This is a genomic window from Streptomyces erythrochromogenes, from assembly GCF_036170895.1.
GTDB lineage: Bacteria > Actinomycetota > Actinomycetes > Streptomycetales > Streptomycetaceae > Streptomyces > Streptomyces erythrochromogenes.
On record NZ_CP108036.1, the window covers coordinates 7973744 to 7989877 of the forward strand.

The following is a 16134-nucleotide window of genomic DNA, read 5'->3' on the forward strand; positions in this document are numbered from 1 at the left end:
CCACAGCTCGGACATCAGGGCCCGTCGACCAGCGAACACGCTCCCCGGAACCCTCTATTTGCTCGGTACCGTAACCGGGCCGCCGGGTGGTCGAGCGACCCCTTCCTGTGGCGACGCCGGTTCCCTCGAGCGTGACCAGCCAAGGCGCGTAGCACCCATTCACAGGCGGTCCACGCCGCGAGCAGCGAGCGCGTCCCCGCTGCTCGCCATCGAGTCGGTGATGGCATTGGGCGCGGATGTCCTTGTTGTCGGGTACGCCGGTGGCGGCCGAGGCGACGGCCTGGGCCGAGCTTGCGGCGGGCGAGGATGAGGATGGTCAGCGCGGTGGCGGCGCCGCCGGCGGGGAGCGCGGCCAGAACATCGGGGTGGGCGGCGAGGGTTGCGGCGAGCGCGGTTCCGGCCGCCTGCCCGGTGCCGACCGACAGGATCAGCCAGGAGTACGCCTCGGTGGTGCGGGAGGCGGAGGCCAGAGCGTCCACGGTGTGGAAGCCGTTGGTGATGATCAAGGTGAAGAACAGCCCCGGGATTGCAGCGAGGGCGAAGGCTGTGCGGGGGTCGGGCTGTGCCAGCAGGGGAGCCCAGCCGAGGAGGAACAGGGCGCTGGTGGTGATGAGCTGGGATTTGGTCGTGCCGGGCCACGCCCGGCGGGCGTAGATCAGGCTGCCCAGGAAGCTGCCGGTGGAGAAAACGGCAGGCAGCAGTCCGCAGAGCATTGCCTGCCCGTGGGTGCCGGCCATGCCTGCGGCCCACACGTTCATCGCTCCGAATGCGAACCCCGTTCCTGCCAGCGCGGTGAGCAGCAGGACCAGGCCGGCGCTCACCAGTCGCCCTCTTCCCATCACCCCGGCGGCAGGACGCCAGGTCTGCGACGGTGCGGCGGTCAGGACGACCGTCGTGCCCACGAGCCCGAGGGCGGCGGTCGCGGCCAAGGCGGTGTCGGGCCCTTGCGTGGTTGCCAGCCACGAGGCGAGCAGGGGGCCGGCGATGTATAGGAGTCCTTGCGAGCCGGTGTCGAGGGCTTGGACGACTCGGCGCCGCCCGAAGTCAGGCAGGACTGTCGGCCAAAGCGCCCGAAGCCCTGCCTCCAGCGGAGGTGTGACCAGACCCGCGAGCCCGACCACCGCGGTCACCGCCGCGGGGTGCCCGCCCGCCCCGATCAAGGGGAGCGCTGCCAGGCAGCCGGCGTTGAGCAGCACCGCCGGTGTCGACACACGGGTTTGACCGTAGCGGTCCATCAGCCTGCCTTTGACCGGCTGGGACAGCCCGGACGCCAGGCCGTAGAGGGCGGCGAGCATTCCGGCGAAGGCCAGCGAGCCCCCGCCGCCGGTGATCCACAGGACGAGTCCCACCGGAACCATGGAGTTGGGCAGGCGCCCGATCAGAGTGCCGCCGAGCAGGCGGACGACGTGTCGGCTGCCCAGTACGGCGCCGTATGTGGCGAGCGGCGGGGCAGTGGTCGGGTGTTCGGCCAGGGTCAACAGGGCAGGGCTTTCCATCAGAGGAGTGCGGGGCGGGGCAGGGCCTGTCGTCTTGCGTGGACGCGGTGGTGGCCGAAGGTGCTGCGGCCACCGGGCGTGGTGTCACGGCCGCGGAGCGGAGTGTGGTACGGGGGGGTGATACGGCGGCAGGACCGCGACGGCTTCCTCCAAGTGCCGGCCGATCTGTGCGAGGTCTTGGGCATGGTGGGTGGTTCGCGCTGAGAGCGACCGACCGCAGGTGGACAGCGATCTCATGGCAGGCCCGGGCGCTCGGCGCGGGCGCCGCGGAACCCGGAGCGGGGAGCGTAGCCCGGAGCCGACCGCTCGTCGCGGAACTTGTGATCTTCCGACAAGTCTGCAGGGGCGGGCCGTAGTTGTAGCGGAAAAGCGATGCTGGCGCGGGCCGCACGCGCATCGTGCGGCGCACGAAGGACGACCGGTCGGGGCGGACGGGGTCAGCTCCCACGCAACGTGTCCTGGAGTGGCGATCGACGCCCTTCTGGAAGCTGGCCAGCCTCCGTCGGCCAGGACACGCAAGACGGCCCTGACCGGATCTTCGCGGTGGGCGCGTTTGCTGTCGGCTCCACAAGGGTGCGTGACGGGTGGGCAGCCCCGCACTCTACAAGCGGTCGGTAACGGGCGTAATGAGCCACGGGATTGGCGTGACTCGAATGGTCCAGACCTCTTGGTTCTCGTCATTCGACCCGCCGCTCCGGGCCGCTCCGGGAAGTCCCAGGTCACAAGGGGGTGAACAGTCCTGGAACTCCAGGCCGTCCGCCTACAGGAAGCCTCACGGAGCGCTGTCGCCGCGGTCGCGTTCCTGCCGGAGCAGCTCCGGCAGGTCCCCCAGCCGGTCGAGTCCCCGGACCGGGCCGGCGGTGCGGGCGCCCCGCCCCAGCAGGGCCCGGTGGCGGTGGAGGAAGGACCAGTACCCGGCGGTGTAGGGGCAGGCGTCCTCGCCGCTGCGGGAGCCGGGGCGGTAGCGGCACGGCCCGCACAGGTCGCTCATCCGGTCGATGTAGGCGCCGCCGGACGTGTAGGGCTTCGTCGTCATCCAGCCCCCGTCCGCGTACTGCGACATGCCGACCACGTTGGGCAGCATGACCCAGTCGTAGCCGTCGACGAACGAGCGGTGGAACCAGTCCGTGAGCGCGGCCGGGTCCCAGCCCCGCTGGAGCGCGTAACCGCCCAGCACCATCAGCCGCGGAATGTGATGGGTCCACCCCGTGTCCCTGACCTGGCGGAGCACGGTCGACAGGCAGCGGGCCGACACGGCGTCCGCGTCGAGCGAGACCCACCACGCGGGCAGCGGGGCGGTGTGCCCCAGGACGTTGGACGTCCGGTACTCCTCGCCGAAGTGCCAGTAGAGGTGCCAGACGTACTCGCGCCATCCGGCGATCTGCCGGACGAAGCCCTCGACGGAGTTGAGCGGCGCGGCGCCGGCCCGCCACGCGGCCTCGGCGCGCTCCACGCACTCCGCCGGATCCAGCAGGCCCAGGTTGAGCGAGGAGGACAGCAGGCTGTGGCTGAGCACCGGGTCCGCGGCCAGCATGGCGTCCTCGTGGGCGCCGAACCCGGCGAGCCGGTGGTCGACGAAACGCCGCAGCGCGGCGAGCGCCTCGCGCCGGTCGGCCGGGAAGAGCCGCGGTCCGTCCCGGCCGACGAACGAGACGGCGCCGGCCCGCTCCCAGCGGTCGAGGTCTTCCCGGACGCCGGCATCGATGTCGTCCTCGCGGGGCCGGTAGGGGGCGGGTGCGCCGAGGGCCTGCGCTCCCCGCGGCGGCGGCTCCCGGTTGGCGTGGTCGAGGCTCCACCGCCCGCCGGCCGGCTCGCCCCCGTCCATCAGCAGATCGTGCTCCCTGCGCACGTGGCGGTAGAAGTTCTCCAGCCGCAGCCCTCCGTCGCCGCGGCCCGCCGCCCACGCCGCGAAATCCTCGTGGCCGACCAGGAAGCCCCGTGCGGGGAGGACGGTCACGTTGCCCAGGGAGTTCACCAGGGCCGCGGCCGCCCGGGAGGTCGGGTGGTACACCGTGACGGGCGAGCTGCCGACGGCTCGGCGCAAGCCCTCGCGGTAGGTGTCGGCCTTGACGTAGACCACGCGGTCCCCCAGCTCGGCGGCGCGATGACGCATCGCCGAGAGCACCAGGTGCGCCTTGGCCCGGTGGAACCGCCGTCGCCGGAACACGGCCTGAGATTCGATCATCACCAGTCGGGTGTCACGGGGGATCCCGCCGTTCCCCGGGGAGGTGAAGGCGGGGCCCAGCTGATCGCCGAAGATCCAGTGCGCGCCGGTCATGTCGCCACCCTTCCTCACACGGTGTTTGCGTCCCCCTTGCCCTTTCCCGGATGCGGGGCGCTTCGGACGCACCCTGCGGGTGGCGGGTCCGCGACGCATCCGTTCGTGGCACTCGCACAGAAGAGGGAGCACAGGAGTGTCCGCGAGCGGCGGACGCCTTCCGATCGCGGAGCGGAGGCTCGATGGGAGGATCCGGGCAGTGGCAGGTCGCGCCCGACGCGGGGCGCCCGGACGGACGCGCCTGCGCGCACCTCGACCTCCTGGAGCACGAGCGGGCGGCCCCGGCGGCACCGGCCGCCGGCTGCTCGGGGTGCCTGCCGCGCGGACTGCCCTGGGTGAGGCTGCGGCAGTGCGTGAGCTGCGCGTACGTCGGATGCTGCGACAGCTCCAGGGGCCGCCACTCCTACGCGCACCACCTGGAGAGCGGGCACCCTGTAGCGGTGTCGCTCGCACCGGACGAGGACTGGGCCTGGTGCTTCCGGGACGAGGTCTTCCTGGTCCGGGCAGGGCGGAACGCTGCGGACCCGCCGGCCGGCGGGACACGGTACTGACGGGAGGTCCTCATGGGAACGAACGGAGTGGACAGGGCGGCGACGGAATCGGTGTGGGACTACCCGCGCCCGCCCCGGATCGAGCCCGACACGCGGCACGTGGTGGTACGGCACGCCGGCGTGGCGCTGGCCGACTCCCGGCGCTGCCTCCGCGTCCTGGAGACCAGCCACCCGCCGGTGTTCTACATACCGCGGGCCGATGTGCGCATCGAACTCCTCCGGGCCTCGGAGCACCGGAGCGTGTGCGAGTGGAAGGGCACTGCCACCTACTGGCGGCTCGGCCCGGAGCACGGCGTCCCGCCCGCGCCCGACATCGCGTGGAGCTACGAGGCCCCGCGGCCCGACTTCGCGCCCATCACCGGTCATCTCGCGTTCCATGCCGACCGGGTCGAGGCGTGCACGGTGGACGGAGAGCGGGTCCGGCCCCAGCCGGGCGGCTTCTACGGCGGGTGGATCACGGACGAGATCACGGGCCCCTTCAAGGGCGTGCCCGGGAGCCGGGGCTGGTGATGGGTGGGTCCCGAGGTGGTGCCGCCATGCCCGAGAAGTTCCCCTGTACTCCCCGCATGACGACCGGAGCCGTGGCCAGGCGCCTCGGGATCTCGCCCACCACCCTCAGGTCCTGGGACCGGCGCTACGGCATGGGCCCGGCGGTACGCGACGGCGGGCGGCACCGGCGCTGGACCGTCGAGGACATCGCCGTCCTGGAGGACATGTGCCGGCTCACCACGTCGGGAGTGTCCCCTTCGGAGGCCGCCGGTGTGGCGCTGTCCCGGGCGAACCGGTCCCGCGCGGTGGACCCCGGCCCGCTGCCCGCCGCCGAAGCGCGCCGGGCCCAGGGCCCCGGACCGGGTGGCGGACTGCCCCTCGGGGACATCCGGCAGGAGTTCCGGGGCCTGGCCCGCGCGGCGGTACGGCTGGACGGCCCGGCCATGGCCGGGCTGCTGGCCGCTCTGGTGCAGGGCCACGGGCTCGTGGTGGCCTGGGAAGAGGCCATCGCACCGACCCTGCACGCGGTGGGCCGCACATGGGAGTCCTCCGGCGACCGCTACGTCGAGGTGGAGCACCTCCTGTCCTGGCACGTCTCCACCGTCCTGCGGCAGGCCGTCGGCAACGCCCCGCCGAGCCCCCGGGACGCGGCGCCGGTGCTGATGGCATGCGTTCCCGGCGAGCAGCACTCCCTGCCCCTCGAAGCGCTCGCCGCCGGCCTCGCCGAGCGCGCACTGCCCTTGCGGATGCTGGGCGCCGCGGTACCGGCCGAGGCCCTCGCGGCGTCGGTGCGCAGGACCGGGCCGTCCGCCGTGGTCCTCTGGTCCCAGTCCCGGCACACGGCCGACCGCACCCTGGCCCGCCAGGTAGCCGCGACGGCCTTCGGTGTCCGCGGCGCCCGCACCCGTCCGCTGGTGGTCCTCGCCGGCCCCGGCTGGGGCAATCGGGCCCCCGGTCCCGGCATGCTCCGCCCGACCGGTCTGCGCGAGGCGCTGGACGTCCTGGACCGCCACTGCGCGGCCGTGGCCGGCCCGCTCACCTCCTCGGCGGCGGCCAGACGGCCCTGAGCGGGGCGCGACGCGGGGTCACCACCCCGCGATGCGCGCGACGAAGAAGGCGGCGACCAGGGCGGCCCCTATGACGATGAGGGCCAGGAACACCCCCGGGTGCTCCCACACCCCGCCGTCGCCGCGTTCCGGATGGGCCGAGGAGATGGATCCCTCCGCCGGGGGAGTCTCCCCGGGCGGTATCCGTGGAGTGGACATGATGCCTCCGAACTCCCCGAGATCCCCACGGTCACGCGCCCGGGCCCCCCGGTGCAACTCGCAGTGTTTCTGCATCGAAACGGCGGCCCGCCGCCGGGCGGGCAGCGGGCCGCGTACGGGACCTACCTGCGGGCGTCGACCACCGCGAGGAGCTTGCCGCTGGTCGGGCTGCGGTCCAGCGACGCGCCGTCGACGGCCTCCACGACCAGGTCCAGCAGCCGCTCCGCGACCGCCGACCGGAGCTCCGGGTAGCCGGCGAGGAAGACCTCCCGCAGCCGCTCCGGATCCGTCGCCCCCGTGCGTTCCACCCGTACGGTCAGCCGTTCGCACGCGTCCGTGACGTCGAGCCGGACCTGCAGCTCGCCGCGGTGGCCGCCGCCCTCCCCGGCCAGGTCCAGGAAACGGCGGTGGTTGAGGAAGTACGTCGCCACCCGCATCACGTCGCCCGTGCGGCCCCGCAGTTCGAAGCGGGGCGCGTACCGACCGCACGGACAGCGGCCCGGGACCTCCCGGCCGAGGTCGCCGATCACGTACCGGCCCAGCTGCTGGCCGCGCCGGGCATGCGTGGTGAAGACCAGCCGGCCCGTCTCGCCCGGCGCCGCCGGCCGGTCCTCGGCCAGGTCCAGGATCTCCATGGTGTGCAGGTCGGCGTGCAGGTGGTGGACGCCGCCGGTGCTCTCGGTGCACTGGTAGCCCAGCGGCCCGAGGTCGGTGCTGCCGTAGGTGATCGAGCGGATCACCTCGATGCCGAAGGTGTCCTTCAGGGTGCGCTGCTGCTCCGGCGTGAAGTGCTCGCCACCGTAGAAGACCTTGCGCAGACCGCCGTAGGCCCGCAGCGCGTCCGCCTCCGCGTGCAGCAGCTGCCACAGATAGGAGGGCATCCCGAACAGCGTGTCGGCCCCGTGGTCGATGAGCGCCTGGGCCGTCGCCCGGTGGTCGGGGCCGGCCGACAGCGGCAGCTGCACCCCGCCGAGGCGTTCCAGCACGGAGAAGAAGCTGATGAAGCTGCCGTACATGGCGCCGCAGTAGAAGAGGTTGGCGGTGCGGTCCCCGACCGGGTCGTAGCCGGCCGCGAGCAGGCCGCGGGCCGCCGCGTGCATCTGGGTGTCGTAGTCGTCGTAGCTGAAGATCGACAGCGCGGGCGCTCCGGTGCTGCCGCCACTGCGGAAGTACAGCTCGGCATCGGCGCGCGCCACCCGCCGGGCCGGTTCCTGCACGTCCTCCTTGCCGAGCAGCGGGCCCGCGGGCGGCGGCAGGACGACGGGCCGGGCCAGGTCGTCCAGGCAGGCGGTGGTGGCGAAGAGGGCCGGGTCTGCCTGGACGGCGACGCGGCGGCTGTAGCGCTGGAGGGCGTACACGCCGTCGTGCGGCTCGCCCGCGTAGCTCTCCAGCATGGCGCCGATCGGCGTCACACGGGTGACGCCCGCGGCCAGGGCGGTGCGGGAGAGCTCGGCGATGTCGGTCCGGCTGCCCGCGAGGCCCGCCGTCTGCAGGTAGCGGCGCATCGGGCGCAGGGTGGCGATCATCCGCTTGCGCGGCAGCGGCTTGACCCAGACGCTGCGGTGCAGCGGCGAGGCGGTGAGCGGGGACCGGGTGTCGGCCATGACCCGCCACGAGCCGTCCGGCGCGGCGAACACCCGGGTGAGACCGAGGTGTTCCTCCAGCCGGGCCATCAGCTCGGTGGTGGTCAGCTCGGCGGCCTCGGCCGGGTCCGGATCGGCCGTCGACGCGGCGCCCACCGCCGGCGGCCGGGCCGCGAGCACGGCCGCGAAGCGCTCGGCGAAGGCGAACACCTCGCCCTCGTCCTCGGTGTCGAGGTAGACCACCTGGGGGCTGGAGCAGGCCTGCTGCTCGTGCAGGCACACGTCGTCCGCGAGGGCGCCGAGCGTCACGGCGTCCGACCAGGCGTCACTCGTCAGGTAGGCGAAGGAGATCCGGTGCCCCCACTCCACCAGCCGGCAACCGGCCGGCACGTGGGCCGCCACACCTTCCACGGCGCCCTCCCCGCCCCACACGGCCACGGCGTCCGCGGGCGCGCACATGAGGCGCAGCCACTCCTGCCGGGACGACGGGAACCGCAGCACGACGATCCGCGCGGCCAGCGCGCCACTGGGGTCCAGGGCCGCCAGCTCGGCCATCAGGTGCTGGGTGAGCAGCGTGTCGGCACTGCTGGTCTTGAGGACGTTGACGTTGCCGGCGAGCAGGCCCTCGACGATGCTCAGCGGTGCCACCGTCGACGCGTTGCCCGGGGCGATGTGGGCGACCAGGCCCACGGGCGCCCACGCCTCGTAGACCGTCTCGCGCGGATCCGCCCGGTTCAGCCGGCCGGGAGCCGTGTCGCCCAGTTCCCGGCGCAGCTTGCGGGTCAGCTCACGCCGACCGAGGAGGGCGCCGAGCTCGGCCAGGACCGCCGGGTCCTCGCCCTCCGGCAGATGCGCGGCGAGCCGGCCGTGCACCGCGTGGTCCGGGTCGCACAGCGCGGCGGAGAGGGCGTCGCAGGCGGCCAGCACGGTCTCGGTGTCCAGTTCCGTCGCCAGCGCGGCCTCGACGGCGGCCGGCAGCTCGGCGAGGCGGCGCCCGGCCTCCTCGTCGCCGACGAAGGAGCCCTGCCAGTAGTGGTGGTGCACGCTCATGGTCACGCCATTCCCTTCATCAGTTCCGCCGCGGCCACGGCGCAGCTCCGGTTGCGGCTCACCCCGGCACGGCCGTGCACGGTGAACCAGGGGGTCTCCAGTTCGCACCCGCACGCCTCGCCCGGCTGCAGGGAGGCGAGGTCGCCCATGACCACGCTCTGCGCCGGCACCGAGGTGATGTACGGCGACACGAGGTGCAGGTAGCCCCGCTCCCCGTACGGCAGGGGCTCCAGGTCCCGGGTGGAGCGGATCGTCACCCGGGACCAGACGGGGGCGTGCAGCCGGTGGTGGTCGCACTCGATGTAGGGGATGCAGTGCTCCACCGACCCGAAGGTGTCCCGGATCCGCTCGCCCGGAATGCCGAGCTGCTCGGTGACGCGCGCGTACAGCTCCTCCTTCTCGATGCGCCGGTCGGCGTGGCCCTTCCAGCCGCCGCCGAGGACGACGAGCGAGCCCTCGGGCAGGCGCAGCGGCGCCATCCCCATGGCCCGCATCCGCTCCAGGGTGAAGAAGAGGAAGGCGGGGAAGCCGAGGATGCGGACCGGGGCGTCCTCCCCCTCGAAGCGGCGCAGCGCGGCGATGCAGCCGAAGGGGTCGAACTCGTGGTCGCCGCCGGTGTTGCGCAGCGCGTACTCGACGCTGCGGGCCGGCGCGAAGTCGCACAGGTAGTTGTCGGTGAAGGCGGTGCCCAGGTTCAGCGACGGGGCGGGCTCATAGCTGTACAGGAGGTAGTTGACCTCCTGGTCCGGGGTGATCCAGCCGTTGCGCTCGAAGATCCGGGCGACCATGCGCTGCGCGGAGCGGATGGTCCAGTGGTCGAAGAACATCTGCGACTTCTGGCCGGTCGTGCCGGAGGAGGTCAGGTGCAGCTCGACGTCCTCGCGGGGTATCGAGAGCACCTCGTGGCGCTTGAAGAAGTTCGCGTGGACGAGCGGCGTACGGTACGGCTCCGCCGGGGGAGTGGCCTCGTACAGGGAGCGGAAGAACGCGGAGCGTTCGGTGTGCCAGGCGTTGGTCTCCGCCATGGCGGCGGCGAACAGCTCGTCCACCGCGGGCCCGTGGGCGTAGGGGTCGGTCAGGTCGCACAGCTGTTGGACGTGTGGCAGGAGGGCCGGGTCGGGTACGGCCACCGGCGCGAGATGGGGGTTCATGCGGTTCATGGGGCAACCTCGGATGGTGTGGGCAGGTGCGCCGACGCCCAGGCCGACGCGTAGCAGTCCAGATAGGGCTGGAGGGGCGGTTCGACGGCGACGCCGCGGAAGTCGATCCGCTCGCTGGAGCGGGACAGGACGGCGTAGTCGTGGAAGCCGTCGCCGTCCGCGCGCATCGCCGGGTAGAGGGCTCCGGCGACGAACCCCTGGGCCAGGAAGGCGGAGAGGGCCTCCTGGTGGGCGAGCGGCACCAGCGCCTCCACGTAGCCGGCGCCCGCGCGGGCCAGGGCGCGGGTGACGGGTTCGAGGTGGGCGGCCGCGGCCGCCGGGTCGGGGTGGGCGGTCAGCAGGGAGCAGTACCCGCCGGCGCGGTTGAGGTAGGCGTACACCTCGAACCGGCCGTCCTCGGGAGTGAGCAGCACGTTCGGGGTGTGCAGCGGGTAGAACCAGCCCTCCGCGCCCGGGAACCGCTCGCGGAAGCGGCGGCGTACGAACGCCGGCGCCTCGATCATCTCCAGCTGCTCCACGGCCCCTCGCGGCGCTGGCGCCGGCAGCGGGCCGGCCGCGGCGCGCACCTGCGGGTAGCCGATGCCGAGGGCTTCCCCGGCCGTGCGCAGCAACGGCAGCAGCACGGCGGGCACTTCGGTGACGGGCACCCGGCGGTCGAGCACCCCGGGGGAGTGACGCGCGTAGAGCGCGAGGCTCTCGCGGCTGCGGAGATCCACGGCGTTGGGCAGGATGCCCAGCGGACGGAAGCCGTTGCGGGCGACGACCCGCTGCGGACCGGAGCCGACGGTGCGGACGGTCGCGTACACCGAGTCCAGCCGGCCCGTGTCCAGCATCTCGGCGCAGAGCGCCTCGGTCAGGGTGGCGGCCAGACCGGCCGAGCGGTGCTCGGGATGCACGGCGATGCCCTCCAGCCGGGCGATCCGGCTGCCGGCCTCGCCGTGGATGGCGGCGGACGCGGCCAGGGCCCCGGTGGCGGCGCAGCGGGCGACGAGCCACAGGGAGTGCGGGTCCGCCATGAGCAGGGCCATCTCGGCCGGGTCGGTGCCGAGCGCCACGGGGTAGTGCGGTCCGTAGACCGCGTAGTAGAGCTGGCGCAGTTCGGCGATGTCCGCGGCGGTGGCCGCGGTGATGACGGGGTTCACCGGGCGCCCCCGACGGCTTCCGGCTCCACCGAGGGCGCGGGTGCGGGCGTACCGGACCCCAGCAGGGCCAGCGCGCAGGCGGCGGGCAGCAGGCCGACACCCTGCACCAGGCACAGCGCCTGCGGGGAGAGCAGGTCGCCCGCGGAGCCGAACACCAGGGACGCCACCGGCAGCGAGGCGCCCAGGACGGCCTGCATCACGGCGAAGAAGCCGGGCTTGTCGGCGGTGGGCACCAGCCTCTGGAAGAGGGCCACGAACCGGACGCTGACCGCCCCGGCACACCAGCCGGCCACCGCCAGACAGCCCGCGATGACCAGGCGGTGGGCGAACAGGCCGGGCAGCGCCAGAGCGAGGGCCATCAGCCCCAGGCACCAGGCGCCGGCGACCGTGGGCCGCCCGGGAACGCGCGTGCCGGTGAAGGCGCCGACGAGGGCGCCCGCGCCCAGCGATGCCTCCAGCAGGGCGACCGTGCCGCCACCGCCGTGCAGGACCGAACGGGTGTAGAGCGGGATGACGACGAACACGGCGGCGGTGAAGAGGTTCGCCGCGGTGAAGCAGACCAGGATCCGCCGCACGTAGGGCAGTTCGCCGAGGATGCGGCGCAGCGGGCGCTGCGCAGGCGGCGCGTCCGAGCCGGCCGCGGACGACGCCGCGTTGCGGAAGCGGGCGCTCGTGACGAGGAGGGCGGCGCCGGCGTAGGCGGCCGCGCAGCCCGCGGCGAGTCCCGCCACACCGGCCCGGTCGACCGTCAGTGCGCCGAGCAGCGCGCCGCCGAGGCCCGCCAGGGACTGGGTGGACAGCTCGAAGCCGGTCGCCGTCTCGATGTCGGCGTCGTCGACCAGCTCGGGCACCGAGGTGGTCAGGCAGGGGTCGAAGAACGCCTGGCAGGTGGCCAGGGCCAGAGCGGCGGCGTACACCCAGGCGAGCGGCGGTCCGCCGCCCTGCGCCCATACCGCGAGGAGGCCGGCGGTCGCCGCGGCCAGGCCGGCGGCGGTCCGCAGCACCGAACGGTGGGCGAACCCGGCCACCGTCCGGGCCACCACGGGAGCCAGCACCACGGCGGGCAGCGTGCACAGGGCCATGAACAGCCCGGAGGCCAGACCGCGGGAGCCCTGCACGGCGTAGGCGACGATCCACCAGGACACGCCGACCTGGAACATGCGCACGGCGGCTTGGGTGAGGACCTGGCCCAACCACACGGCGGCGAAGGCGCGGTTGCGCAGGATCAGCGGGCTGCGCCGGCCCGGGGGAGCGGCCGCGGGGGTGCTGGGGGCGGCGGTCATGCCGTCGGCCTCTCGTCGAGGACCCGGACGAGCTTGCCCGAGCGCGGGTTGACGGCGAGGTCGCGGTGGCGCGCCCACTCCACGGACAGCGGGTGCACGAACCCGGCACGCACGCTGTCGGGATACAGCGGCCGTACGCTCTCCAGCTCCGCGACGACGGCCCGCGCGAGGGACTCCCGCCGATCCGCTTCCCGGCGATCCGGGTCGTGTTCGTCCCCGGGGGCGGTCGCCAGCCGCAGGACGAGCCCGTCGCGGCCCTCCCAGCGCCGGACGACGAGCTGCATGCCGACGACCTGCCCGGCGGTGTCGGCCGCGGCCACGGCGTCCTGGGCGTCCTGCGTGTAGAGGGACACGGGTCCGACGCGTACGCCCTCCTCGGCGCGGCCGAGGATCCGGAAGTGCCCGGGTCCGGTGCCGGTCCATTCGGCCCGGTCGCCGGCGGGGTAGCGGATGATCGGCATCAGGCGGCGGAACAGGCTCGTGACGACGACCCGGCCGGGCCGGCCCGGCTCGGTGACGGGCTCGTCCGTGGAGTCGTCGAGGATCTCGATGAGGGAGTACGGGGTGAAGGCCCGGTGCACCCGCGCGTCGGCGCCCGGCACGGGCCGGCCGAGCAAGCCGGCGTCCACGCTGGCGTAGCCGACGGAGCGGACCTCGGCGCCGGGGAACGCGGCCGCCAGCAGACGCCGTTGGTCGTCGAAGAGCGCCTCGCCGCCGAAGAGGAGCAGCTCGACGGAATCGAGCCGGACGCCGGACCCGACGACCTGTTCGGCGAGCCGGCACAGGGTGGTGGGCGTACCGGCGAGCACCTGCGCGGCGAGATCGCGCAGCGTGGGGATCGTCGACTCCAGCGGGGCGCCGCCGCCGATGGGCAGGCGGACGTTGTCCACGGGCGCGTGGGCGAGCGAGTCGAGGACGAACAGGAAGCTGGCGTACAGCTCCCCGGCGTAGAAGAGGTCGGCGACGCGGTGTCCCGGGCGCAGTCCCGTGTCCACGAGGCCCTGCCCGAAGGAGGTGACGAAGGTGCGCCACTCGTCCCGGGTGTAGACGGAGAACTTGGGGGATCCGGTGGTGCCGCCGGTCTTGTAGACCGTGGCCTCGCTGAGCGGGCCGGTCAGTACGCGGCTGTCGTGCAGGGTGTTGGCCGCCCAGAACGCCTGCTGGTCGACCACGGGAAGGTCGCTGAGACGGTCGGCGTGAGGCGGCAGGGATCCGTAGAGGTCCCGGTAGAAGGGCGAGTTGTGACGGGCGAAACGTATGAGGTCCGAGAGTTGCTGGGCGGACATGGGCCTTTGCCTAGGTGACGGAAGTGGGACGGGAGCCACGGTGGGGCACGGCGAGAGCAAGGACTCGCCTGCCGCATCGACCGGTGCGAGCGGGGGACCCCCCGGCGCCCCCGCCTCCTCGACGCACGTCGAAAGCTGACGTGCAGTCACGATGATGAAACATCAGTGCGCAAGTCACCAAATTGAGCGAAGATTCCAGGCCATTGTGGCAACATTCAACAATTCTTGCGGCACGGGCCCGTGTTCCATCAGTCGTCCAGCAGCCGCCACGCGGTGAGGGCGAGCCCCGCCCGCATCAGGCCGGCGGGCCGGGTCAGTTCGATGCCCAGGGTCTTCGTGATCTGTTCCAGCCTGCGGGCGACGCTGCTGTGGTGCAGGTGGAGGCGGTCGGCGGCCCTGCGCAGGGAGCCGGTGGCGCAGAAGGCGTCCAGCGTCTCCAGGTCCTCCGGGTTGCGGGCCATGCGGGCGATCGCGGCCACGTCGCCGTTGGCGCGTGCGGCGTCCTCGGGTATCTCGGCCAGAAGGGCCAGGGCCCCCAGGTCGTCGTAGCGGACGACCGGTTGGCGCGCGGATGTGAAGCGGAGGGCGGTCAGGGCCTCCCGCCAGGACCGGGCGGGATCGTCGCAGGCGCCGATGCCGGCGCGGACGTCCGCGGGGAGGCGGTCGGGGAGCCGGCCCAGGGGGATGGCCGTGGCCGTGGCCGGGGCGATGGCGGTGGCCAGGACGACGCCGACGCCGGCGAGCGGAGCCGCCTTCACCGGGCGGCGGCCCGGGCAGAGCAGCCCGGCGGCCCGGTCCAGCGGAAGCTCCGACCGTACGGCGGCGACACGGACCGGCAGGTCGGCGGCGAAGCCGAGCAGTCGCAGCGCCCGGGCCCGGCCCGCCTCGTCGCAGTCGGAGCTGACGACCAACTCCACGAGGGCGGGGTCGGCCATGGTCGTGCGGGCCGGGCCGTACCGTTCGACGACCGCCGCGACGGCGATGGCCAGTCGGTCCAGCAGGACCTCGTCGAGCGGGTTGGGCGGGCCGGGGCGCTCCAGCCAGACCGTACCGATCTCCTCCTCGTCGAGGGTGATGGGCGCGGCGGTGGACGCGGACGCCGGCGGGGGCGGGGCGGGCGCGTCGGCGCCGTCGGGCGAGGCGCGGACCACCCGCCCCGTGCCGTGCAGCCGGACCCCGGCCACGCACTCGGCCAGGCCTGCCGAGGACCTGGCCAGCGCGGCCAGATCCACCCGCCGGCGCATCAGCGTGTCGTAGAACGCGACGACGCGGATCGCGCCTTCCGCGTGTGCGTCCAGTTGCGACAGCCGTGCGGCGAGTGCCTCCATGCCTGGAGGATAGGTCGCCCGGACCGCGCGGGCGGGGCGCCGATCGGCGCGCGGTCGGGGCGGAACGGGCGACGGACGGCGGGTGGTGGTGGCCTGCCGTGGGTTGTCGTCAGCCCTTCTCGGCTCTCGTCGGCCTTTGTCGGTCGAGCTGGTAGTCGAACCAGATGCGGTGCGTGCCGTCGGCGTCGACGGCCATCCCTCCGGCCCCGGAGATCCCTGCCAGGTCGCCGGTGCCGCTGGAGGGCGCGATGTGGAAGAACTCCGCGGTGCGGTCGCTGCCGGACGTCGTCGCCGAGTGCACGAAGTTGAACGCGCCCTCCCGCCCGTCCAGCGAGCCTTCGAACGACTCCATGGCCACGTAGGTGCCGACGCCGGTCCCGTGGTCGAACGCGGAAGTGAACAAGGTCGCCGAGTGGCCCGCGGCCGCTCCCTCGAAGTGCTTCTCCATCGTCGCCACACTCACCGGCAGCCCGGTGGGCACGGCCGGCTCGGGCGTCAGCCCGGTCGGTGCGAACGCTTGGACGGTGAACGTTGCCGTAGCCCTCATGTGCCGACCGTACCGATGGGGTCTGACAGTCGAGGGCGGACTCGGCTCACCATTAGACAACATGTTGTCGGTGTGTCATCATGATGTCATGAGTGACATCGATGCGATCAGTCATCTGCAGGCCGCCCTGGAGCGCGGTGCGGCCCTACGGCCCAAGGTCGGCGGCTTTCCCCACCTCGCCGAGAGCCTGCGCCAGGCCGGCGTGAGCCGCTGCCGGATGGCCGTCCCCTCCAACGCCTTCCTCTACCTGACCGAGCACGGCAACGTCGTCGTCCAGGGCGAGCCGCTCGTCACCGGCTTCGCCGCCGCGCCGCCCTTCGACCGGGCCGGCCTGATCGCGGCGCTGCGCGCGGACCAGGCCGGGGAGACGACCTTCCCCGAGTTCGTCCGGGGCTGCTGGAACGCGGGCATCGTCTGGTACGACGTCGACACCGCCGTCCGCACCTGCACCTACTACGGCGCGGACGGCGAGTCGTACACCGAGGACTACCCGTCCGTCGTGCTCGCCTGAGCGGGAGACGGGAGACGGGAGACCAGGCACGAGGCGCGAGGCTCAGGACGCACGGGAAGAGGTTCGGCGGCCCCCGGGCTGTCGCCGCCGTACGCGGCCGCGCCCGTGGCAGACTCGGTCACTCCGGCCCGGCCGCCGCGCAGCGGACGGGACGTCCGGCCCGAT

14 protein-coding genes are annotated in these 16134 nt (G+C 73.5%); 4 read left to right on the plus strand and 10 right to left on the minus strand.

Annotation, left to right across the window (positions count from 1 at the left end; all coding sequences use genetic code 11):
- Positions 1-14: 14 nt before the first annotated feature.
- Complete coding sequence (locus OHA91_RS36640; protein WP_328740826.1) at positions 15-1496, minus strand: MFS transporter; 1482 nt, start codon at positions 1494-1496, stop codon at positions 15-17.
- Between the two features lie 772 nt (positions 1497-2268).
- Positions 2269-3774: a cryptochrome/photolyase family protein gene (locus OHA91_RS36645; RefSeq protein WP_328740827.1), complete on the minus strand. Its 1506-nt coding sequence runs from the start codon at positions 3772-3774 to the stop codon at positions 2269-2271.
- Positions 3775-3956: 182 nt separating this feature from the next.
- Here OHA91_RS36645 and OHA91_RS36650 point away from each other — a divergent pair, with 182 nt between their 5' ends.
- From OHA91_RS36650 to OHA91_RS36660, 3 genes are read left to right on the plus strand one after another with little or no spacing between them, the layout of a single operon-like run.
- Complete coding sequence (locus OHA91_RS36650) at positions 3957-4325, plus strand: UBP-type zinc finger domain-containing protein (RefSeq protein ID WP_078959341.1); 369 nt, start codon at positions 3957-3959, stop codon at positions 4323-4325.
- A gap of 12 nt (positions 4326-4337) precedes the next feature.
- Positions 4338-4835 (plus strand): DUF427 domain-containing protein, encoded by a 498-nt coding sequence (locus OHA91_RS36655; RefSeq protein ID WP_328740828.1) that lies wholly within the window; start codon positions 4338-4340, stop codon positions 4833-4835.
- 56 nt (positions 4836-4891) lie between these two features.
- Entirely contained in the window at positions 4892-5881 is a 990-nt protein-coding gene (locus OHA91_RS36660; protein WP_328740829.1) for a MerR family transcriptional regulator, read from the plus strand.
- 18 nt (positions 5882-5899) lie between these two features.
- Here the strand turns inward: OHA91_RS36660 and OHA91_RS36665 are convergent, their stop codons facing one another.
- From OHA91_RS36665 to OHA91_RS36700, 8 genes are all read right to left on the minus strand, one after another.
- Complete coding sequence (locus tag OHA91_RS36665; protein ID WP_266504927.1) at positions 5900-6079, minus strand: DUF6480 family protein; 180 nt, start codon at positions 6077-6079, stop codon at positions 5900-5902.
- 122 nt (positions 6080-6201) lie between these two features.
- On the minus strand, positions 6202-8712 hold the full coding sequence (locus OHA91_RS36670; protein WP_328741212.1) for an acyl-CoA reductase: 2511 nt from the start codon (positions 8710-8712) through the stop codon (positions 6202-6204).
- A gap of 2 nt (positions 8713-8714) precedes the next feature.
- Positions 8715-9863: a LuxE/PaaK family acyltransferase gene (locus OHA91_RS36675; RefSeq protein WP_328741213.1), complete on the minus strand. Its 1149-nt coding sequence runs from the start codon at positions 9861-9863 to the stop codon at positions 8715-8717.
- A 5-nt stretch (positions 9864-9868) separates the two neighbouring features.
- Positions 9869-11014, minus strand: coding sequence for a GNAT family N-acetyltransferase (locus tag OHA91_RS36680; protein ID WP_031151695.1), 1146 nt, complete (start codon positions 11012-11014; stop codon positions 9869-9871).
- Positions 11011-12297, minus strand: coding sequence for an MFS transporter (locus OHA91_RS36685; RefSeq protein ID WP_328740830.1), 1287 nt, complete (start codon positions 12295-12297; stop codon positions 11011-11013). The genes OHA91_RS36680 and OHA91_RS36685 overlap by 4 nt, the downstream gene beginning before the upstream one ends.
- Positions 12294-13583, minus strand: a complete 1290-nt coding sequence (locus OHA91_RS36690; RefSeq protein WP_031151697.1) for a phenylacetate--CoA ligase family protein — start codon at positions 13581-13583, stop codon at positions 12294-12296. The genes OHA91_RS36685 and OHA91_RS36690 overlap by 4 nt, the downstream gene beginning before the upstream one ends.
- A gap of 248 nt (positions 13584-13831) precedes the next feature.
- On the minus strand, positions 13832-14911 hold the full coding sequence (locus OHA91_RS36695) for a PucR family transcriptional regulator (RefSeq protein WP_328740831.1): 1080 nt from the start codon (positions 14909-14911) through the stop codon (positions 13832-13834).
- A 109-nt stretch (positions 14912-15020) separates the two neighbouring features.
- Positions 15021-15458 (minus strand): DUF3224 domain-containing protein, encoded by a 438-nt coding sequence (locus tag OHA91_RS36700; protein ID WP_328740832.1) that lies wholly within the window; start codon positions 15456-15458, stop codon positions 15021-15023.
- A gap of 88 nt (positions 15459-15546) precedes the next feature.
- Between OHA91_RS36700 and OHA91_RS36705 the strand changes: the two genes are divergently transcribed.
- Entirely contained in the window at positions 15547-15969 is a 423-nt protein-coding gene (locus OHA91_RS36705) for a DUF1398 family protein (protein ID WP_031151700.1), read from the plus strand.
- Positions 15970-16134: the final 165 nt, after the last annotated feature.

What these genes read in the sequence shown, in the direction of transcription:
- OHA91_RS36655 (WP_328740828.1), top strand. Translation starts at nt 4,338, where the DNA reads ATGGGAACGAACGGAGTGGACAGGGCGGCGACGGAATCGGTGTGGGAC.
- OHA91_RS36690 (WP_031151697.1), bottom strand. Translation starts at nt 13,583, where the DNA reads ATGTCCGCCCAGCAACTCTCGGACCTCATACGTTTCGCCCGTCACAAC.
- OHA91_RS36665 (WP_266504927.1), bottom strand. Translation starts at nt 6,079, where the DNA reads ATGTCCACTCCACGGATACCGCCCGGGGAGACTCCCCCGGCGGAGGGA.
- OHA91_RS36705 (WP_031151700.1), top strand. Translation starts at nt 15,547, where the DNA reads ATGAGTGACATCGATGCGATCAGTCATCTGCAGGCCGCCCTGGAGCGC.
- OHA91_RS36700 (WP_328740832.1), bottom strand. Translation starts at nt 15,458, where the DNA reads ATGAGGGCTACGGCAACGTTCACCGTCCAAGCGTTCGCACCGACCGGG.
- OHA91_RS36650 (WP_078959341.1), top strand. Translation starts at nt 3,957, where the DNA reads ATGGGAGGATCCGGGCAGTGGCAGGTCGCGCCCGACGCGGGGCGCCCG.
- OHA91_RS36675 (WP_328741213.1), bottom strand. Translation starts at nt 9,863, where the DNA reads ATGAACCCCCATCTCGCGCCGGTGGCCGTACCCGACCCGGCCCTCCTG.
- OHA91_RS36645 (WP_328740827.1), bottom strand. Translation starts at nt 3,774, where the DNA reads ATGACCGGCGCGCACTGGATCTTCGGCGATCAGCTGGGCCCCGCCTTC.
- OHA91_RS36660 (WP_328740829.1), top strand. Translation starts at nt 4,892, where the DNA reads ATGACGACCGGAGCCGTGGCCAGGCGCCTCGGGATCTCGCCCACCACC.
- OHA91_RS36695 (WP_328740831.1), bottom strand. Translation starts at nt 14,911, where the DNA reads ATGGAGGCACTCGCCGCACGGCTGTCGCAACTGGACGCACACGCGGAA.
- OHA91_RS36670 (WP_328741212.1), bottom strand. Translation starts at nt 8,712, where the DNA reads ATGAGCGTGCACCACCACTACTGGCAGGGCTCCTTCGTCGGCGACGAG.
- OHA91_RS36685 (WP_328740830.1), bottom strand. Translation starts at nt 12,297, where the DNA reads ATGACCGCCGCCCCCAGCACCCCCGCGGCCGCTCCCCCGGGCCGGCGC.
- OHA91_RS36640 (WP_328740826.1), bottom strand. Translation starts at nt 1,496, where the DNA reads ATGGAAAGCCCTGCCCTGTTGACCCTGGCCGAACACCCGACCACTGCC.